This window comes from Novosphingobium sp. BL-S-34 (assembly GCF_056857015.1).
Genome location: NZ_CM166473.1, coordinates 633355 through 651585 on the forward strand (window position 1 = coordinate 633355; position 18231 = coordinate 651585).

Below are 18231 nucleotides of genomic sequence, written 5' to 3' on the forward strand. Positions count from 1 at the left end.
CAATCCCGCCCCGGCCCTTTCAGATCACCATCGCCATCTGCGGCTTCGCCCTTAGCCGTCCCATGTCGCGGACGGGCGGGGCGCCGAAGAGGCGACGATATTCGCGGCTGAACTGAGAAGGACTGTCATAGCCGACGCGGAAGCCCGCCTCTGCCGCGTCGAGCCGGTCGGCCAGCATCAGCGCCCGCGCTTCCTGCAACCGCAGCTGCTTTTGATATTGCAGCGGGGTCATGGCGGTGGCGCGGCGGAAATGGTCATGAAAGCTCGACAGGCTCATGCCGGCAAGGGCGGCAAGGTGCGCACCGCTGAAAGGCTCGCGGAAATGGGTCTTGAGCCATGCGATCGCCTGCGCAATCTGGCCGGTGCGGCTCTCGCCGCTGGCGATGGCTCGCAGCACGCTTCCGCCCGGTCCGGTCATCAGCCGCACTAGCAATTCCCGCTCGATCAGCGGTGCGAGCAGCGGCGCATTCGCCGAATCACTGAGCAGTGCCGTCAGCCGCGTCGCCGCGTCGATCAGTTCAGGCGTCATCGGGTGTAACGTCATCCCGCTGCTCTCATCCGCGCCCGCCGGCAGGGGCGGCAGGGTCAGCGCGATCTCCGACAGCAGGGCGGGGTCGAGATAGAGGCAAAAGCAGAGATAAGGCGCGTCCGCGCTCGCCTGCGTCACCGCGCCTGTAATCGGCAGGTCGAGCGAGGCGACGAGATAGTTGGCGGGGCCATAGTCGATCACCGCATCGCCCAGCAGCACGCGCTTGCCCCCCTGCGCGATGATGCACAGCGCCGGGCGCTGCACCATATGCACCGGCTCGCCGCGCTGGGCCGAGCGGACCAGCGCCAGTCGGGCGATGGGCGTATCCATGATGCCGTCGCGCTCGGCGTATCGGGCAATCTGCTCAGCCAGTTCCTGATGCGCCATCAACGCTACTTCCTCAGAGGTCGGTAAGATCAGCCTACACGGCTGGCCACGGCCGATCCACCCCGATGAGGGCAATCTGGAATATCGTGCAATCATCCCGGATGACCGTTCTACCGCCTCCCGACCAGATAGCGCCATGTAGAGGGCATCGGATCGATGGTTCGGTCCGCCCCAACAGGAGTGACTATCATGGCTATCGAGGACAAGGTCATCGCGATTACCGGCGCCAGCAGTGGCATCGGCGAAGGCACGGCGCGGCTGCTGGCGGCGCGCGGGGCGAAGCTGATGCTGGGAGCGCGCCGCACCGACCGGCTCGCCGCGCTGGCGGAGGAACTGAACGCAGCGGGAGGCGCGGTTGCCTTCCGGTCGCTCGACGTCACCGACCGCGCCGATTTCGAGGCGTTCATCGCCGCGACGGAGGCCGAATATGGCCGCGTCGACGTGCTGGTCAACAATGCGGGCCTGATGCCGCTGTCGCGCTTCGACAGCCTGAAGGTAGACGAATGGGACCGGATGATCGACGTCAACATCCGCGGCGTCCTGCACGGCATAGCCGCCGCCCTCCCTCGCTTCAAAGGCCAGGGCAGCGGTCAGTTCGTCAACATTTCCTCGATTGGCGGCTATGCCGTGTGGCCGACCTGCGGCGTCTACAGCGCAACCAAATATGCGGTGCGCGCAATCTCCGAAGCGCTGCGCATGGAGCATGACGACATTCGGGTCACCACCATCGCGCCGGGCGTGGTGGAATCGGAACTGGCCCACACGATCACCGATCCGGTCGCGGCGCAGGCGATGGTCGATTTCCGCTCCATCGCGCTCACCCCGGACGCGATCGCGCGCGCCATCGCCTATGCGGTGGAGCAGCCTGCGGATGTGGACGTCAATACGTTGATCGTGCGGCCGGTTCGCTCAACGATCTGACCGGGATGGGGGCATTCGCATATTGCCCCCCGTAACTCGCTGCAGCCAAAGTCCTGCCCAGGCGGCCAGTTCGGCAGCTTGCGGGATCCGCCGGGGCCGCAGCGAGCCATCTCTCGCCTTAGATCGTTGGACGCCGCTCATCGAAGCCGCGTTTTGCGGTGATTTGGATTTCAACCGTCACTCTGTCGGCGAGATTGATCGAGCCGGCCTTCCTCACCGCCGCCTTGACTGGCAAAAGATAGCTGTCTCCCTTTGGAAAAAGAGAGGTCGTGAACGGGATTTCATTTACGACTGCATGCACGGGCACCACGCCCCAGCCATAGCTGGCTATCCGGGCGGCATAGCGCACCTCATCCACGCAATCGGTGGGCACGGCAACGAAGAAGAAGGGCGCGGGCCCGCGCCATTCGAAGACTTCGCCCACGAAGGTGAAGCGCGCGAGAGGGGAAGTGTCGAACGGCATGGCGAACCAGTCTATGGCAACTACGGTACGCGCGATAGCCTCGCCGGCACGAACGATAGTCGGCACCGCAGCGTCGTTTATCGGAAAGGGTGGCTTCCACGGGAACGGCGAGGCATCGACGTGCCGGTTGTGCGTCGTCCCAAATCGGTTACCACATGGGCAATCGATATTCCAAAGCGCGGATCACGGCAAAAGTGCAGGACAAGGTGCGGCAATCAGTGGCGGCGAAGGCAGATCAGAAACCGGTCAGAAGAAGAGGGCGTCCGGTAGCCGCCGATTCCGCCAAGATCACACAGGACATCCTGACCGAAGCCACGCGAATGTTCCTGGAGCTGGGGTATGAAGGCACCTCAATGGATGCCGTTGCCACCAACCTGCGCATTCCGCGCACTACCCTCTACAAGCGCTTTTCGGACAAGGCGGACCTTCTCCAATCCGTGATCGATGCAAAGATTGCATCGTGGTCCGAACTCAACACCAAACGCGATCCGGCGCTGTCGCACGATCTTGTCGAGCAGCTGATCAGCTATGTCGAAGCGATGCTGCTTTGGGGGACGAAACCCGAAGTTCGCGCCATTACCAGGCTCGCGGGCAATCTGACGGGAACGGCCGGATCGGGGTTCAGCGGCCACAACCAGAAGGGCTACCGGAGCCTCCATACGCTCATAGCGACCTCCATTCGCGAGTATGGCCCTGCCAGAGGGTTCAAAATGCGCGATCCGGAGGGCGCGGCAGACCTGGTGATGGCCGTGACGGGGGGAACGATCGCTGTACGTCCCGAAGCGGAACCTTTCAAAGACGATGAGGCGAAAGTTGTCGCGAGATCCCTCGTCGAGCGCATTGTGGGCGGGGCGGGGTCCTGGTGATCTGTGATCGAATTCATGATCGCCATGACGAAATAATACAATGTGTAGCTATATTGACTTGATCGTGGCTCCATCCAATAGTGTGTCTGAACAGCGGATAGATGCATCGAGATGACGGCGCTGGAGCCGCCACGCGCATCGATCCCAGCCCCTGTTCGGGAAAGGATTATCAATGCGCGCACTTCTCTCGGTGGTATTTTTGGCTCTGGCCATGACGGGATCCGTGACGGCCTATGCCGAAACCCCGCCTGCAGCTGCCAAAACCAAAGCTGCCTACAAGGTCCAGGAAACCGACCTCGGCACGATGCTGGATGATCCGGCGTCCAAGGCCATTCTGCTCAAGCATATTCCCGAGATCGTCAATAGCCCGCAGATCGAGATGGGCCGCGGGATGACGCTTGCCCAGCTCCAGCAGTTTGCAGGCGATCAGCTCACCGATGAGAAGCTGGCGACCATCCAGACCGAACTCGACGCGGTAAAGCCCCACTGAGGCCGCCGGTTTCAGATCAGTAGCGGCCAGCCAGCCGGCCCCTCAAACAAGGGAGGGCCTCGTGCAATTTGGTGGTCGCCCCGCTTGATCCGTGCCCGATCGAGCGGGGTAGGGGACCTCTTTCTCGCCAGTGGGCAGAAAGAGGTCCTTGTGCTACTTGCCCGGTTCCCCGGCGCTCTCGGTCAGAATACGCACTGGCCCCAGAAGCCCAAAAGCCCAGAAGCCCAGAAGCCCGGAAGGGCGAACCTTCGACGTCTTGCTGTAGGCCGGAAACGCAGTCCAGGCGACTTATGTGGTGCCAGGCTGCCAGTCACCGATGCGGCGGTTCACCTACTCCGGGATCCGCGTTTTCGCTCAGCGATGAAAGGGTGTCACCGGGGCTGGCGGCGTCTGCGATCACTACTGAGGCAAACCAGATCGCTCCAAGCGCGCCAGCGGCGAGGAGCGCGCATCGTGGAAAACTGCGGTGCATGTCCAAGGCCGCTTATCCTTCACCCACCTCGAACGATCCACCGAGCGATGCCGTGGAATCGCCGCCAACCCAGACCTTGAAGTCCGAGCTGTCCTCGATCCAGCTCCGCGTCGCGTCGCTCCAGTAGCGCAGGTCTTCCGGACTGAGCGTAAAGGTGAGCGTCCGCTTCTCGCCCGGCTTCAGGGTCACGCGCTCGAAGCCCTTGAGTTGGCGGACCGGCCGGGATGAGGTGCCGTGCTTTTGATGGATGTAGAGCTGCGCCACTTCATCGCCGCTTCGCGGGCCGCTATTGGCGACATCGACAGTGATGTTCACCGGACTGCCGGGCGCGACCTTGGGCGTAATCACCTTCAGATTGGAGTAGGCGAAGCTGGTGTAGCTGAGCCCGAAGCCGAAGGGCCAGGCAGGTTCGTTGCTCCCTTCCTGATAGCGCTTGGCGGCATCGGTCGGATCGTGGGAGGGCAGGCGCGCGTAAGTCATAGGGGCCTGGGCGGCGCTGCGGACCCAGCTGATCGGCAATTTGCCGCCGGGCACGGCATCGCCGAACAGCAGGTTCGCGGCGGCAGCTGCTCCCTGGCTGCCGGGATACCAGATGTCTAGGATCGCCGCGGCCTTGCTGTCCTGCACTGTGAGCGGACGGGCGCTCATCAGGACGACGATCACCGGCTTGCCGGTGGCCACCACCGCGTCGAGCAGTTCCTTCTGGCGTCCGGGCAAGTCGAATCTCGCCCGCGAGGCCTTCTCGCCGCTCATGTTCTGGGCCTCGCCGAGCACCAGAATGGCGGCGTCCGACTGGCGAGCCAAGGCGACCGACTTTGCAATCTCGGCGTCTTCGTCGATGGGTTCGGGCTTGGTCCGCTTGCCGTCCATCATGTCGAAGGGTGAGGGGTTCACGCGTGCGGGAAAGCGGACACCTTCGGAATAAGACACGGTGACGCCTTGCCCGACTTTCGCGCGGATACCGGCCAGCAGGCTTTCGGCGCTGGGGTTGTTCATCGAGAAAATCCACGGGCCGAGCATGTCACGCTGGGAATCCGCAAGCGGCCCGATCACGGCGAGCGACCGGACTTTCCTGCGGTCGAGCGGCAGCGTGCCGCCTTCGTTGCGCAGCAGTACGGCCGACCGCTCGGCAGCCGCGCGGGCGGCGACGGCATGGGCCGGATCGGCGAGGACTTTGGCAGCGCGTGCTTCATCGACATAGGGGTTTTCGAACAAGCCCATGCGGAACTTCGCGGCCAGGACCGGTCGTACCATGGCATCGAGTTCAGCGGTGGTCAGCTTGCCCTCGGTGATGGCGGCCGCGAGCGAAGGCATGTGCGCCTTCTGTCCCGGCGGCACCATTTCCATGTTCGTGCCGACCGAGATCGCCTTGACGGCCGCCTCGGTTCCATCCTTTGCAATGCCATGTGTCCTGAGGGCATCGACCCCGCCGGCATCGCTGACCACCCAGCCCCTGAAGCCCCACTCGGTGCGCAGTGTGTCGGTCAGCAGCCGGTGGTTCCCGGCTGCGGGCACGCCGTTGAGCGCCATGTAGGCGGCCATGATGTTGCCCGCGCCCGCGTCGATCGCGGCCTTGAATGGAGGCAGGTAGAGGTTGTGAAGCTGGTTTTCCGAGATTTCCGACTGATCGTAGTCACGCCCACCCATGGCAGCACCATAGCCTGCAAAATGCTTCGGCCCGGCAATGATGTGACGGGGCGCTCCGATGTACGATCCCTGGAATCCCCGGACTTGCGCGGCGGCCATGGCCGATCCCAGATACGGATCCTCGCCCGCGCCCTCGACGATGCGGCCCCAGCGGGCATCGAGTGCAACATCGACATTGGGCGCGAAAGTCCAATGAATGCCTACCGCCCGCGCCTCCTGCGCCGCTACCGCCTGCGATCGTTCGACCAGCTTCGGATCCCACGATGCCGCCATTGCGAGGGGCACGGGAAAGATCGTGTGAAGGCCATGAATGACATCGAAACCCACCAGCAGGGGGATCTTCAGGCGGGTCTGCTCGACGGCCATCTTCTGCGCGCGATTGAGCAGTTTGGGATCGGTCGTGAAAAGGATCGAGCCAGCCTTGCCGGCGGCAATCTGATCGTCCACGCCTTTGGCCATTGCCGGAATCTGGGCAAAATAGAAGAACTGACTGAGCTGGCCGGCCTTCTCCTCGGCGGTCATCTTTGCCAGGAGCGCCTCGACGCGGGTGTCGATGGCGGCGTCGTTTGCCGGAAGCTGGGAGGATGAGGGCTTGGGCGCCGCTTGCGCGTCAGCCGGGTGAATAAGCGCGCTGCCCAGCAGCAGGCTGGCCGCGAACTTTGCTGCAATACGGCGCATTTCGAGATCCTCCTGATAGGGCGTTGAAGCGCGCCCGTGATTTTTTGCGTCTGGCTGTGAACGACAAGAGGGCGGGTGATCTTGGATCACCCGCCCAGGTCGGAGGTTCGGTTCGCGCCAATCAGCGCGAACCGAACGAGAACCTTACATTGAGGCCGAACTCGCGCGGCGGCGTCATGGTGATGCCGGTGTAAGTGCTGGTCGTCGTCGCGGCGGTTGGCCCGGTGAGGATCGGGCCGTTCGGTCCGAACCCGCCGAAGCCGAGCTGCTGGTAGCTGGTCGAAAGCGGGCTGGTGCGGGAAAGCGCCTTTTCCACTTCGAACAGGTTCTTGGCGTAGAGCGAAACCTCCCACATTCCCTTGGGATCGCGAATGCCCGCGTAGAGATTGACCAGGGCATAGTCGCCGACGTTGTCGTAGATGTTGGTGGGATCGCTCTGGGATTTGCCGTTGTAGGTCACCAAACCGCGAAGGTAGCCATCAAACCTGTTGGAAATCGGAAGGCTGTATTCGCTCTGGAGCGTGGCCGAGAAGGGGGGCTGGAAAGCGGAACGCTGCGTCACCTGGCAGGTGGCCAGGTTCTCGGAACCGACTGCGGCCTGAAGCTGCGCAAGTGATGGTGCCGACAGGACGTTGTCGGGCACACCGTCGCCATTGAGGTCGTTGCAGGGAACCGTGCCGTTCTTGATCTTGCCGAGCGAATAGCTGGCGAGCAGGCCCATTGTCCAACGATCGGAGATGTCGAAGGAGAGATCGCCTTCCACGCCGTTCACTTCGACAGGGACAGCGCCCACAAAGTTGAACTGGCCGACTTCCTGATGGATGCCGGTAACCTGTCCGGCGCTGTTCCTGTCCGCCACGGTATTGACGTAGTAGACGCCGTTGGACACGCGGTAGGGGTAGTTCTTGAACTTCTGATGGTAACCGGTGACGTTGAAACGCATCCGGCCGCCCATGAGCGTGCTCTTGAAACCGACTTCATAGGACTTCGAGGTTTCGGCAGGAAGGTTGGTGAAGCTCTTTTCGGTAGCCGAGGGCAGGATGTTGAAATCGCCGACCACGTTGATGCCCGGCCGCCAGGAACTGCCGGTGCTGGCGTAGACCATGAGATTGGGCGTGATGTTTTGCTTGATGGAGCCAGTATAGATCCACTTCTTGGCATCCTGCCCATCGGTGGAGACGGTATTGCCGCCCACAACCAGCGTATTTTCCGAGTTGTAGTCGATATGCCTGAGGCCGCCGGATACTTCGGTGGAATCGGTTACGTGAAGCGTCAGGTTACCGAAAATCGATTGCTCGTGATTGCCGCCGAAGCGGCCGATCGGTGTCGTTACCGCAGTCGCAAGGCCGCCGCCGAACAGGAGCGGCAGGCGAACCGCCGTGCTGCGCAGGAGATCCGTCGGCGCGTCGTTCTTCTGGTCGAAGAAGCCGACAACGTAGTCGACCATGCCGAACAGGCGTTCCTGGTTCTGCAGGCGGACTTCATGGGACGTCGACTTGGTGCGGGTGTGGGTCGCCTGAAATATCGTATCGCCGGGGAACACCACTGCGGAGTCGAGCGAAGTGCTGGCATGGACGTTCTGGGTATAGTGCTGGCCCTGATAGATCAGGGTCTGGCCGGCCAGGTTCGCTTCGGCACGCCAGTTGTAGATGTTGTAGACCTGCTTGATCCGGCGCGGCTCGACCTGATCGGTGCGCCGGTCGCTCGTATCGATGTAGACCGGGCTTGGTGCGGCATCGGGATTGACCTCGCTGAAGGAGGCGACCTGATCGTATCCCACCGCATTGCGCTGCATATGCTGGTAGACGCCTTCGAACCTCAGCCAGTCGGTGGGCTGGATCAGGCCGCTGACGCGTCCGGCGCGGGTACGGGCGAAGGGATCGCGGCCGCCATAGCTGGTGTCGAGCGGCTTGACGCGGTTGTCCTCGTTCTCGTCCCAGACGCCGGCGACACGAATGGCGGCGATGCCCTCGATGACGGGCAGGTTGAGCGCGGCCTTGATATTCTGCGTGCCGATGTCGTTGGCCGTCATGTCGACCGTGCCGCCAACGGTATAGAGATCGGGCTTGCGACTGGCGACCGTGATTGATCCTGAAGGCGAGGCGCGTCCGCGCAGCGTGCCCTGGGGACCGCGCTGGACTTCGATCTGGCCGATATCGAACATCTGCTGGAGAACGATGCCCGCCACGATCGGCGCGTCGTTCATGTAGAATTCGACGGTGGAGTTGAAGCCGCTTGCATTCACGTCGAAATTGACGCCGCGCATCTTGGCGCTGCCGCCGACGCCGTTGGATTCCGTTGTCAGTTCCAGGCCGGGAACGAGTGTCTGAACTTCCTTGAAGTCGCGGATATTGAGCTTCGCGATCTCTTCGGACGTCACGGTATCGATGACTGCGGGGACATCCTGAACGTCTTCGTCGCGGCGGCGCGCCTGGACGATGATGACGTCCGCGGCGTTTTCGGCGGCCGGCGCCGATTGCGCCCATGCAGGCGTCGCCACGGCGAACAAGCTGGTGGACGCCAGCAGCAGGTTGCATCCTGTCTTGATCATATTCCCTCCCGTTTTTTGTTTTCTTGCTCGCAGCAAGCGCTCACGCAGGACCGCGGTCAAAGGCGAAGGTCCTCGCTCCGGATGCCCGCCTCGGCTTCGGACCGGGCGCGATCGATCTTCGCAATGGCTGCGGCAAATCCGATGGTTCCATCGTCCTCTTCCCGTCCCGGAGCTGGCTTGACATGCCGTCCTTGCCACTTAAAACAACACACCGTTGCTATTTAGACAAGGCACAAAATAAGCCCGAGCCCATCGGGGGGGCGATGATCGCGGCGACCGAGAAAGCAGGAGAGCACCAATGGATCAGCGCACATGGCGCGCAGGCCTGGTTGAGCAGCGCCATGCGCTGCGGCCACCGCTCGTCGAACCGGCGCTCGCACTGCCGTCTCAAGCCAATTCCATGAGAGGATGACCAATTTGGACGCGCCACTTTATCCGCCTGCGAAGGCCTACGATCCGCCGCGCAGGCTTCCCCGGATACTCAGTTCGCGAGAGACGCCGATCGCTATCCTGCAGTCGAACCCGGCCGCCTGGGCGATCGTCAACAAGCAGATTCCGGGAATGGATCGGCGCATCGGCAATGAGATGATCAAGCCGCACCTTGGCAACTTCTCGCTCGAATCGCTGCTCGTCTTCGGGGTTGTGCAGCGGGAGCCTCTGGCACGGATCGATGCCGAACTGGCCAGGCTGGGAGAGGTCATGTGAGCTTCGAATTTGACACCAATCGGCGCCAGGCGCTCATGGTCGCAGGAGCCGGTGCAATCTTTCCCATGGTCGGCGCGGCTGCGGCAAAACCACCAGTCTTGCCGCAGCGAGCAAGCTGGCCGCTGCGGGATATACCGTTCGACGATGGCTGGAAATTCCTTCGCGGTGGCGGGGATGGTTTCGAACAGGCCGGCCTCGATGACAGTACATGGCGCGTCGTCGACCTCCCGCATGACTGGAGTGTCGAGGATGTGCCGGGCGGCGCCGAGCCGGCCCAGATCGGCCCGTTCGACAAGACCGCCGTTGGCAAGGGCGCGACCGGCTTCACCGTTGGCGGTGAGGGTTGGTATCGCAAGCGTTTCAGCGTTGCCGGCTATGCTCCCGATGCGCGCATCGAACTGACGTTCGATGGGATATATCTCGAAAGCGATGTGTTCCTGAACGGCCATCCGGTCTCCAGCAACGTGAATGGCTATATCCCGTTCGCCATCGATCTCACGCCCTATCTCGACCGCAAGGGCGACAATGTCGTGGCGGTTCGGGTTCGCAACGAAGGGCGCAATACCCGCTGGTACGCGGGGTCGGGCATCTATCGGCAGGTGACGCTTGATGTATTGCCTAACCTGTGCCGGATCGCGCGATGGGGCGTTGCGGCCTGGACTCGCCGGTTCGCAGACGGACGGGCCGAGGTCGATCTGACGACATCGCTCGAAGGGGATGCGACGGGGTACGAAATCGTCACCCGCCTCATCGATGCCGAAGGTCGTACTGCTGCGCAAGGTCGTGTGGCTGCGGGAAGCGAAGTACGCCAGACTTTCACGGTGCAGGGCCCCCGGCTTTGGTCGCCCGATCATCCGAACCTCTATCGGCTCGAAACCGAGCTGCGCCGCGGTGACAAGGTCGTCGACAGGCTGGAGCAGCCCTTCGGTGTCCGTATCGTGACCTTCGATCCCGCACGCGGGATGGCGATCAACGGCGAGGTCATCAAGCTGCGGGGCGGCTGCGTCCATCATGACAACGGGCTGCTGGGCGCCTGCGCGTTTCGCGATGCCGACGAGCGGCGGATCCGCCTGCTGAAGCAGCGGGGTTTCAACGCCATCCGCAGTTCGCACAATCCTGCCTCGCGCAGCCTCCGGGAAACCTGCGATCGTCTGGGCATGCTGATGATCGAGGAGGCCTTCGACGCCTGGCACGAGCACAAGGAGCCCCAGGATTTCTCGGTTCATTTCCGGAAGCACTGGGAAGAGGTGATCCGGGGCATGGTTCTGCCCGCCCGGAACAGCGCCTCGGTCATCATGTGGAGCATCGGTAACGAAATCCCTTTCCGTGCCAGCGACGAAGGCGTCGAATGGGAATGGAAGCTTGCCAATGCGGTGAAAAAACTTGATCCGACCCGGCCGGTGACTGCAGGACTCAATGGCGTCCTGGGGCAGGAGATGATTGCCGGAGCCGATACAGCGCGTCCGGGATTTGCCGGAAAGGTCGATAACGCCTCCACGATGTTCCTCGACGTGCCGGGGTACAACTACCGGCTCGATGACATTGAACGCGAGCATTCCAGCCACCCCGAGCGGGCCGTCTACGGATCCGAGACCTTCGCGCGTGAGGTCTTCGACTACGCTGCGCTGATGGACCGCGCCCCGTATTTCCTCGGCGAGTTCCTGTGGACGGCGATGGACTACATCGGCGAGGCGGGGATCGGCGCGACCGCATTCCTGAAGAATGGCAGCCTGCCTTATTACTTTGCGGCGTGGCCCTGGGTGAACGCCTGGTGCGGCGATCTCGATCTGATCGGATGCCAGAAAGCCTCTTCGCTGGCGCGCGACGTTGCATGGGGCCTGGCTCCTGTCACCATGACGGTGCAGCGGCCTGCGCCTGATGGAACCTTCCCCTGGACCGCCAACTGGGGCTGGCCGGACGAGCTGGCGAGCTGGAACTGGGACGACCACAAAGGCAAACCCCTCAAGGTGCGCGTCTATACGGACGGTGACAAAGTCCAGGTGATCCTCAACGGTCAGGTGGTCGGTGAGAAAGCGCTGGCAGCCGGCGACAAGATGACGGCGGAACTGCCCGTGCCCTACGCGGCCGGCACACTCGAGGCCGTCGCCTGGAAAAACGGCAAGGTCATTGGCCGCACGCACCTGGAAACCGTAGGCGAGGCAGTATCCTTGCGGGTTTTGGCCGAGCCGCTGTCCCAGCGCCGCGGCCGCGATGCGCTCGCCTATCTCAAGATCGAGGTGGTGGATACCAAGGGACGGGTTCTGCCTGACGACATGCGGCCGGTGACCCTTGCGCTGGAAGGCTCCGGCGAACTGGCCGCCTTTGGCAGCGCCAATCCGCAGGCCGTGGGCTCGCTGAAAGCCAGCCACACCAAGACCTTCAGGGGGAGGGCTATCGCGATCCTGCGAGGCCGAGGAAAGGGAACGCTCCGGATCACAGCCCATTCGCCGGGGCTTCGCGCGGCCAATGCAAGGGTCGCCTTCGAATAGGCCCGGCAAACGCCGGACACGTCGGAACGCCGTGAGGGAGAGGGAACCACGCCATGAATGCCATCGCAGGAAGTGCTGACGCGGCAATGTCCGGCGGCGCGAACATCAGAAGTTCCGGGCGCCGGCTCAATGGATCGGTCGTACAGAAGATCGGCCGGGACATCGTGTCCGGCCACTATCCACCCGGCTCCATACTCTACGGGGAGGTCGTTTTCGCGCAGGAACTCGACGTGTCGCGCAGCGCCTATCGCGAGTCCTTGCGGGTATTGTCGGCCAAGGGTCTCATCGAAAGCAGGCCCAAGGCGGGTACGCGCGTTCTTCCGCGAGAATGCTGGAATGTTCTCGATCCCGATGTTCTGGAATGGGCCTTTACCGGCAAGCCCGATTTCGGGTTCATCCGCGACATCTTCGAACTCCGCGGGCTGATCGAACCCGCGGCCGCCGGTCTTGCCGCCCAGCGGCGTTCGCGCGAAGATGTACAGGCTCTGCGTCGATCGATCGACGCGATGCGCGGCCATACTCTGGCGAGCGAACCAGGCCGCCACGCGGACCGCGATTTTCACCAGACGATCCTGAAGGCCACTGGTAACGGCGCGCTGATGGTCCTGACCGCCAGCGTTGGAGCAGCCGTCAGGTGGACGACCCAGTTCAAGCAGCAGGCGCGAACATTGCCGCGAAATGCCATCCCCGAGCACGTCGAAGTGTGCGAGGCCATCGCTGCCCGGGACTCCAGGCGCGCCTCGGAAAGCATGGACCGTTTGATCGAGCAGGCCCTCGAAGACACCAGAAACGCGGTGGAAGCATTGTGACTAAGCGCTCCTTTCTCCGCGTTTCGGTCCGTGCTTTCCTGCCGGCCGTGGCTGCCGGCTTGCTGATGGGCTTCGGAACGGCCGGAGCGAAGGTTGGCGCCGAAAATTTACCCGTCACTTACCAGAACCCGGTCCTTTACGCCGACTACTCCGACCCCGCCGTGATCCGCAGCGGGGACGCCTATTATCTGGTGGCGTCCAGCTTCCACATGTCGCCAGGTCTGCCGGTGCTTCGCTCCCACGATCTCGTGCACTGGACCCTCGTCTCGCACGTTCTTGCTCGGCTTCCTGACACGCCGGCCTACAATCTGGTGGGGGCGTTCAAGATCACGGACGCCAATCCGCGGGACACGGCCGGCACGAAGTACGGTGGCGGCCCCTGGGCACCGTCGATCCGGGAGCACGGCGGCCGCTTCTTCGTCTATTGGGCTACCCCGGATGACGGCATCTTCATGGCCACCGCACGCCGGCCGGAAGGTCCCTGGAGCACCCCGACCACGGTAATTTCCGGTCCCGGCTTTGAGGATCCATGCCCGTTCTGGGATGAGGACGGGACCGCTTGGCTCATTCACAGCAAGGTCGGTGCAGGGCCGCTCATTCTTCACCGCATGCGTGCCGACGGCACCGGCGTTCTCGATGAGGGCCAGCTCATTGCCGAGGACAAGAAGAGACTTCCGGTCCTTGAAGGCCCCAAGCTCTACAAGCGCAATGGCTGGTATTACATCTTCGCTCCCATCGGCGGGGTCGGGACCGGGCCGCAGGCTGTCGGTCGGTCCCGCCGCCTCGAGGGGCCTTATGAATGGCGCGACGTGCTGCTTCCCGGCGGCGACCTGAAGCTCAAGGGACCGCATCAGGGTGGCTGGGTGGAGACACCGGACGGGAACGGCTGGTTCCTCCACTTCAACCTTACGGGAGCCTTCGGCCGCATCGTGCATTTGCAGCCGCTCACCTGGCAGCAGGATTGGCCGATCGTGGGAGCGCCGATTTCCGGACAGGATGCCGGTCTGCCCGTCGCGCGTTGGCCCATGCCGAATACCCGGAAATCGGGAGGTTCGGATCGTCTGCAAGGTTCCGATCAATTCGGGGCGCGGCGGCTCTCCATCCAGTGGCAGTGGAATCACAACCCCGACGATAGCGCATGGAGCCTGCGTGCCCGGCCCGGTTTCCTTAGCCTCACGGCGCTTCCGGCGTCCCAGATCGTCACCTCGCGAAACACCCTTACGCAGGTCATGCAAGGACCGGCGCCAGGCTATGTGACCCGGCTGGAGATCGGGCGAATGGCCAATGGCCAAAGGGCTGGCCTGACGCTGTTCAACGCGCAGCCGTCCTGGCTTGGCGTGGTGCGCGATGAAGGTGCCAATAGGATCGTGCTTTCCCTAGCAGGCCAGGAAACGGCGATCGCCGACGTCCCTGGCTCGGTTCGCAGCGTGGTGCTCGCGGCGAATGTGACCGAAAACGGCATAGCCACTTATCGTTACAGTTTCGACGATGGACGAAGCTTTGCCGTCGCTGGCGAACCTCTTAAACTCGCGTGGTATGGCTGGTGGAAGGGCACTCGCCCGGGACTGTTCTCGTTCAACACTCTGGCGCAAGGCGGTGTCGCCGATTTCGACTGGTTCCGAGCGGGGCAAGACATGCACGGACAGTGATGTCGCTTGCTTCGTCGCGGTCAAGCTGCTGCTTTCACGACTGCCAGCACCGATTTGGGTGCCTCGGAGGAATCTCCGACGCTTCGTCCTTTCCGCGAGAGACCTCTCGATCACATATTCGGATAGTTCGGACCGCCGCCGCCTTCCGGCGTCACCCATTCGATGTTCTGGGTGGGGTCCTTGATGTCGCAGGTCTTGCAGTGGACGCAGTTCTGCGCGTTGATCTGGAGCTTGGCGCCCGCACCGTCCGGATCGACGAACTCGTAGACGCCGGCCGGGCAATAGCGCGCTTCCGGCCCCGCATAGAGCGGTAGGTTGATCGCGGTCGGGATGCTTGCATCCTTGAGCTTCAGGTGGACCGGCTGGTCTTCCTCGTGATTTGTGAACGAGTAGGACACGCTGGTCAGGCGGTCGAAGCTGATGACGCCGTCGGGCTTGGGATAGGCGATCGGCTGGTAGAGATCGGCGCGCTGGAGCGTGGAAGCATCGGTGTGATGCTTCATCGGCTTGGCAAGGCCGAAGCCGAACAGCGTGCGCAGCCACATGTCCGCGCCGGCCAGCACCGTGCCGATCTCCCCGCCCCACTTGGCGACCATCGGCTCGGCATTCTGGACGAGCTTCAGTTCCTTGGCGATCCAGCTTTCGCGCACCGCCGTGTCATATTCGCCCAGCGTGTCCTGCGCGCGGCCCGCGTTGATCGCCGCGGCCATCGCCTCGGCCGCCAGCATGCCGCTCTTCATCGCGGTGTGCGTGCCCTTGATGCGCGGCACGTTGACGAAACCGGCCGAGCAACCTGCCAGCACGCCGCCCGGGAAGGCCAGCATCGGCACCGACTGCCAGCCGCCCTCGTTGATCGCGCGCGCACCGTAGGCGACGCGCTTGCCGCCTTCCAGGATCGCGCGGATATCCGGGTGCTGCTTCCAGCGCTGGAATTCCTCGAACGGGTAGACGTAGGGATTCTTGTAATCGAGCGCGGTCACGAAGCCGAGCGCCACCTGGTTGTTCGCCTGGTGGTAGAGGAAGCCGCCGCCCCAGCTGTCGGTCTCGCTCATCGGCCAGCCCTGGGTGTGGATCACCCGGCCGGGGAGGTGCTTGTCGGCCGGAATGTCCCAGAGTTCCTTGATGCCGATGCCGTAGATCTGCGGCTGGCAATCCGCTTCGAGGTCGTACCTGGCCTTGAGCCGTTTGGTCAGGTGGCCGCGCGCGCCTTCGCAGAACACGGTATATTTGCCCAGCAGGTTCATGCCCGGCTGGAAGTCGGCTTTGGGATTGCCCTCGCGGTCGACGCCCATGTCGCCGGTCTGCACGCCGATCACGGCACCGCTCTCGTCATAGAGGATCTCGGCCGCCGGGAAGCCCGGGAAGATCTCGATCTCCAGCGCCTCGGCCTGTTCGGCCAGCCAGCGGCAGAGATTGCCCAGCGAGCCGGTGTAATTGCCCTCGTTCGACATGAACGGCGGCATGATCAGGTGCGGCAGACCGAACTTCTTCTTCTTCGTGAGATGCCAGTGCCAGTTGTCGGTCACCGGCGTTTCCGCCAGCGGGCAGCCGTCCTCGCGCCAGGTGGGCAGCAGTTCGTCGAGCGCCCGGGGATCGATCGTCGCGCCCGACAGAATGTGCGCGCCGATCTCCGAGCCCTTCTCCAGCACGCAGACGGACAGCGCCGGATCGACCTGCTTCAGCCGGATCGCCGTGGCAAGGCCGGTAGGCCCACCGCCGACGATGACGACGTCATACGGCATCTCTTCGCGTTCAATCATGGTCTTTGCATCTCGAAGAAGGGTCGGAAAAGAGGGCTCAGAGCTTGCCGGTGAGTTCCGGCACGGCGGTGAACAGGTCCGCGACGAGGCCGACGTCGGCGACCTGGAAGATCGGGGCGTCTTCGTCCTTGTTGATGGCGATGATGGTCTTGGAGTCCTTCATGCCCGCAAGGTGCTGGATCGCGCCCGAGATGCCGACCGCGATGTAGACTTCGGGCGCCACGATCTTGCCGGTTTGGCCGACCTGGTAGTCGTTGGGCACATAGCCCGCGTCGACCGCAGCGCGCGATGCGCCAACGGCGGCGCCGAGCTTGTCGGCCAGCGGCATGATCACCTGCTCGAAGGTTTCCGAATCCTTCAGCGCGCGGCCGCCCGAGACGATCACCTTGGCGCTAGTCAGTTCCGGACGCTCGGACTTGGCGAGTTCGGCACCCACGAAGCTGGAGAGGCCCGCGTCACCGGCTCCGGCGACGTCTTCGATGGCAGCCGAACCACCCTCGGCAGCGGCCTTCTCGAAGGCGGTGCCGCGTACGGTGATGACCAGCTTGGCATCGCTCGATTCGACGGTGGCGATGGCGTTGCCGGCGTAGATCGGACGCGTGAAGGTCTTCTCGCCTTCGACCGAGAGGATGTCCGACAGCTGCATCACGTCGAGCAGCGCGGCGACGCGCGGGGCGACGTTCTTGCCGGTGGTGGTGGCGGGCGCCAGGAACGCGTCGTGGTGGCCCATGAGGTCCACGATCAGCGGCGCGACGTTTTCGGCCAGCGCATGTTCGTAGGCGGCGTTGTCGGCCACGTGCACCTTGTCGACGCCGGCGATCTTGGCAGCGGCCTCCGCAGCGGCGCGGCAGTTCGCACCGGCAACCAGCAGGTGCACTTCACCCAGCTTGGCAGCAGCGGTGACGGTGTGGAGCGTCGCGTCCTTGACCGACGCGTTGTCGTGTTCGACCCAAACGAGCGTCTTCATCTTAGGCGACTCCCAGTTCCTTGAGCTTCGTGACCAGCGCGTCGACATCGGCAACCTTGACGCCGGCAACACGCACCGGCGGCTCCGAGACCTTCAGGGTCTTGAGGCGCGGGGCGATGTCGACGCCGTAGTCGGCGGCGGTCTTCACATCGAGCTGCTTCTTCTTCGCCTTCATGATGTTGGGCAGCGAAGCGTAGCGCGGCTCGTTGAGGCGCAAGTCGGTGGTGACGATCGCGGGCAGCGACAGCTTCACGGTCTCCAGACCGCCATCGACTTCGCGGGTCACGGCAACGTGGTCGCCCCCCAAATCACCGCCAATCTCGACCTTGCTGGCGAACGTGCCCTGCGGGCGGCCCAGCAGCGCGGCGAGCATCTGGCCGGTCTGGTTCGAATCATCGTCGATCGCCTGCTTGCCCAGGATCACGAGGCCCGGATTCTCTTCGGCGACGATCGCCTTGAGGATCTTGGCGACGGCCAGCGGTTCCACTTCCGTATCGGTCTCGATCAGGATCGCGCGGTCGGCGCCCATCGCAAGCGCGGTGCGCAGCGTGTCCTGCGCCTTGGCCGGGCCGACCGAGACGGCGACGATCTCTTCCGCGTTGCCCGCTTCCTTGATGCGGATGGCTTCTTCCACCGCGATCTCGTCGAACGGATTCATGCTCATCTTCACGTTGGCCAGGTCAACACCCGTGCCATCCGCCTTCACGCGGGGCTTCACGTTATAGTCGATCACCCGCTTTACGGGCACGAGGATCTTCATCTCTCCACTCCATCTTGAATGGTCCGACCATTATAGTTTTGTATCTGTCTGTCAACTCAGTGGTCGGGGCATTGCTCAAGCGGGTGGG

At 63.4% G+C, this 18231-nt stretch carries 14 protein-coding genes; 7 read left to right on the top strand and 7 right to left on the bottom strand.

All coding sequences use genetic code 11. From position 1 onward, the window contains the following. Window positions 1-19: 19 nt before the first annotated feature. Window positions 20-916: an AraC family transcriptional regulator gene (locus AC1VV3_RS16850; protein WP_482962978.1), complete on the bottom strand. Its 897-nt coding sequence runs from the start codon at window positions 914-916 to the stop codon at window positions 20-22. Window positions 917-1105: 189 nt separating this feature from the next. Here AC1VV3_RS16850 and AC1VV3_RS16855 point away from each other — a divergent pair, with 189 nt between their 5' ends. Beyond that, window positions 1106-1837 carry an SDR family oxidoreductase gene (locus tag AC1VV3_RS16855; RefSeq protein WP_132265401.1) on the top strand — a complete coding sequence of 244 codons (732 nt, stop codon included), beginning with the start codon at window positions 1106-1108 and terminating at the stop codon, window positions 1835-1837. Between the two features lie 118 nt (window positions 1838-1955). Here the strand turns inward: AC1VV3_RS16855 and AC1VV3_RS16860 are convergent, their stop codons facing one another. Continuing rightward, a complete protein-coding gene (locus AC1VV3_RS16860) occupies window positions 1956-2300 on the bottom strand; it encodes a DUF1905 domain-containing protein (RefSeq protein ID WP_482962979.1) in 345 nt (114 codons plus the stop codon). 155 nt (window positions 2301-2455) lie between these two features. Here AC1VV3_RS16860 and AC1VV3_RS16865 point away from each other — a divergent pair, with 155 nt between their 5' ends. Both AC1VV3_RS16865 and AC1VV3_RS16870 read left to right on the top strand, forming a co-directional pair. Further along, the gene (locus AC1VV3_RS16865) at window positions 2456-3166 is read left to right on the top strand and encodes a TetR/AcrR family transcriptional regulator (protein ID WP_482962980.1); all 711 of its coding nucleotides are present in this window, start codon (window positions 2456-2458) and stop codon (window positions 3164-3166) included. Between the two features lie 172 nt (window positions 3167-3338). Further along, the gene (locus AC1VV3_RS16870; protein ID WP_482962981.1) at window positions 3339-3656 is read left to right on the top strand and encodes a hypothetical protein; all 318 of its coding nucleotides are present in this window, start codon (window positions 3339-3341) and stop codon (window positions 3654-3656) included. A gap of 484 nt (window positions 3657-4140) precedes the next feature. Here the strand turns inward: AC1VV3_RS16870 and AC1VV3_RS16875 are convergent, their stop codons facing one another. Both AC1VV3_RS16875 and AC1VV3_RS16880 read right to left on the bottom strand, forming a co-directional pair. Then, entirely contained in the window at window positions 4141-6543 is a 2403-nt protein-coding gene (locus AC1VV3_RS16875) for a glycoside hydrolase family 3 N-terminal domain-containing protein (protein ID WP_482962982.1), read from the bottom strand. A 31-nt stretch (window positions 6544-6574) separates the two neighbouring features. Then, window positions 6575-9004, bottom strand: coding sequence for a TonB-dependent receptor (locus tag AC1VV3_RS16880; RefSeq protein WP_132265412.1), 2430 nt, complete (start codon window positions 9002-9004; stop codon window positions 6575-6577). A gap of 417 nt (window positions 9005-9421) precedes the next feature. On the opposite strand from AC1VV3_RS16880, the gene AC1VV3_RS16885 reads away from it, so the two are divergent. The 4 genes from AC1VV3_RS16885 to AC1VV3_RS16900 all read left to right on the top strand — a co-directional run bounded on the left by AC1VV3_RS16885 (window position 9422) and on the right by AC1VV3_RS16900 (window position 14656). Further along, complete coding sequence (locus AC1VV3_RS16885) at window positions 9422-9709, top strand: hypothetical protein (protein WP_132265414.1); 288 nt, start codon at window positions 9422-9424, stop codon at window positions 9707-9709. Window positions 9710-9960: 251 nt separating this feature from the next. Continuing rightward, the gene (locus tag AC1VV3_RS16890; RefSeq protein ID WP_482962983.1) at window positions 9961-12198 is read left to right on the top strand and encodes a glycoside hydrolase family 2 TIM barrel-domain containing protein; all 2238 of its coding nucleotides are present in this window, start codon (window positions 9961-9963) and stop codon (window positions 12196-12198) included. Window positions 12199-12251: 53 nt separating this feature from the next. Further along, entirely contained in the window at window positions 12252-13007 is a 756-nt protein-coding gene (locus tag AC1VV3_RS16895) for a FadR/GntR family transcriptional regulator (protein ID WP_482962984.1), read from the top strand. Next, window positions 13004-14656, top strand: coding sequence for a glycoside hydrolase family 43 protein (locus AC1VV3_RS16900; RefSeq protein WP_482962985.1), 1653 nt, complete (start codon window positions 13004-13006; stop codon window positions 14654-14656). The genes AC1VV3_RS16895 and AC1VV3_RS16900 overlap by 4 nt, the downstream gene beginning before the upstream one ends. A 110-nt stretch (window positions 14657-14766) precedes the next feature. On the opposite strand, the gene AC1VV3_RS16905 is transcribed toward AC1VV3_RS16900, so the two are convergent. The 3 genes from AC1VV3_RS16905 to AC1VV3_RS16915 are packed head-to-tail and all read right to left on the bottom strand — an operon-like array spanning window position 14767 to window position 18143. Continuing rightward, the gene (locus AC1VV3_RS16905; RefSeq protein WP_482962986.1) at window positions 14767-16416 is read right to left on the bottom strand and encodes an electron transfer flavoprotein-ubiquinone oxidoreductase; all 1650 of its coding nucleotides are present in this window, start codon (window positions 16414-16416) and stop codon (window positions 14767-14769) included. Between the two features lie 37 nt (window positions 16417-16453). After that, complete coding sequence (locus AC1VV3_RS16910) at window positions 16454-17383, bottom strand: electron transfer flavoprotein subunit alpha/FixB family protein (protein ID WP_482962987.1); 930 nt, start codon at window positions 17381-17383, stop codon at window positions 16454-16456. Between the two features lies 1 nt (window position 17384). Continuing rightward, window positions 17385-18143, bottom strand: a complete 759-nt coding sequence (locus tag AC1VV3_RS16915) for an electron transfer flavoprotein subunit beta/FixA family protein (RefSeq protein ID WP_482962988.1) — start codon at window positions 18141-18143, stop codon at window positions 17385-17387. Between the last annotated feature and the right edge of the window lie 88 nt (window positions 18144-18231).

Excerpts from the sequence above, each read along its gene's own strand:
- AC1VV3_RS16910 (WP_482962987.1), bottom strand. The coding sequence starts at position 17,383 with ATGAAGACGCTCGTTTGGGTCGAACACGACAACGCGTCGGTCAAGGAC.
- AC1VV3_RS16915 (WP_482962988.1), bottom strand. The coding sequence starts at position 18,143 with ATGAAGATCCTCGTGCCCGTAAAGCGGGTGATCGACTATAACGTGAAG.
- AC1VV3_RS16870 (WP_482962981.1), top strand. The coding sequence starts at position 3,339 with ATGCGCGCACTTCTCTCGGTGGTATTTTTGGCTCTGGCCATGACGGGA.
- AC1VV3_RS16865 (WP_482962980.1), top strand. The coding sequence starts at position 2,456 with ATGGGCAATCGATATTCCAAAGCGCGGATCACGGCAAAAGTGCAGGAC.
- AC1VV3_RS16895 (WP_482962984.1), top strand. The coding sequence starts at position 12,252 with ATGAATGCCATCGCAGGAAGTGCTGACGCGGCAATGTCCGGCGGCGCG.
- AC1VV3_RS16860 (WP_482962979.1), bottom strand. The coding sequence starts at position 2,300 with ATGCCGTTCGACACTTCCCCTCTCGCGCGCTTCACCTTCGTGGGCGAA.
- AC1VV3_RS16850 (WP_482962978.1), bottom strand. The coding sequence starts at position 916 with ATGGCGCATCAGGAACTGGCTGAGCAGATTGCCCGATACGCCGAGCGC.
- AC1VV3_RS16880 (WP_132265412.1), bottom strand. The coding sequence starts at position 9,004 with ATGATCAAGACAGGATGCAACCTGCTGCTGGCGTCCACCAGCTTGTTC.
- AC1VV3_RS16905 (WP_482962986.1), bottom strand. The coding sequence starts at position 16,416 with ATGATTGAACGCGAAGAGATGCCGTATGACGTCGTCATCGTCGGCGGT.
- AC1VV3_RS16855 (WP_132265401.1), top strand. The coding sequence starts at position 1,106 with ATGGCTATCGAGGACAAGGTCATCGCGATTACCGGCGCCAGCAGTGGC.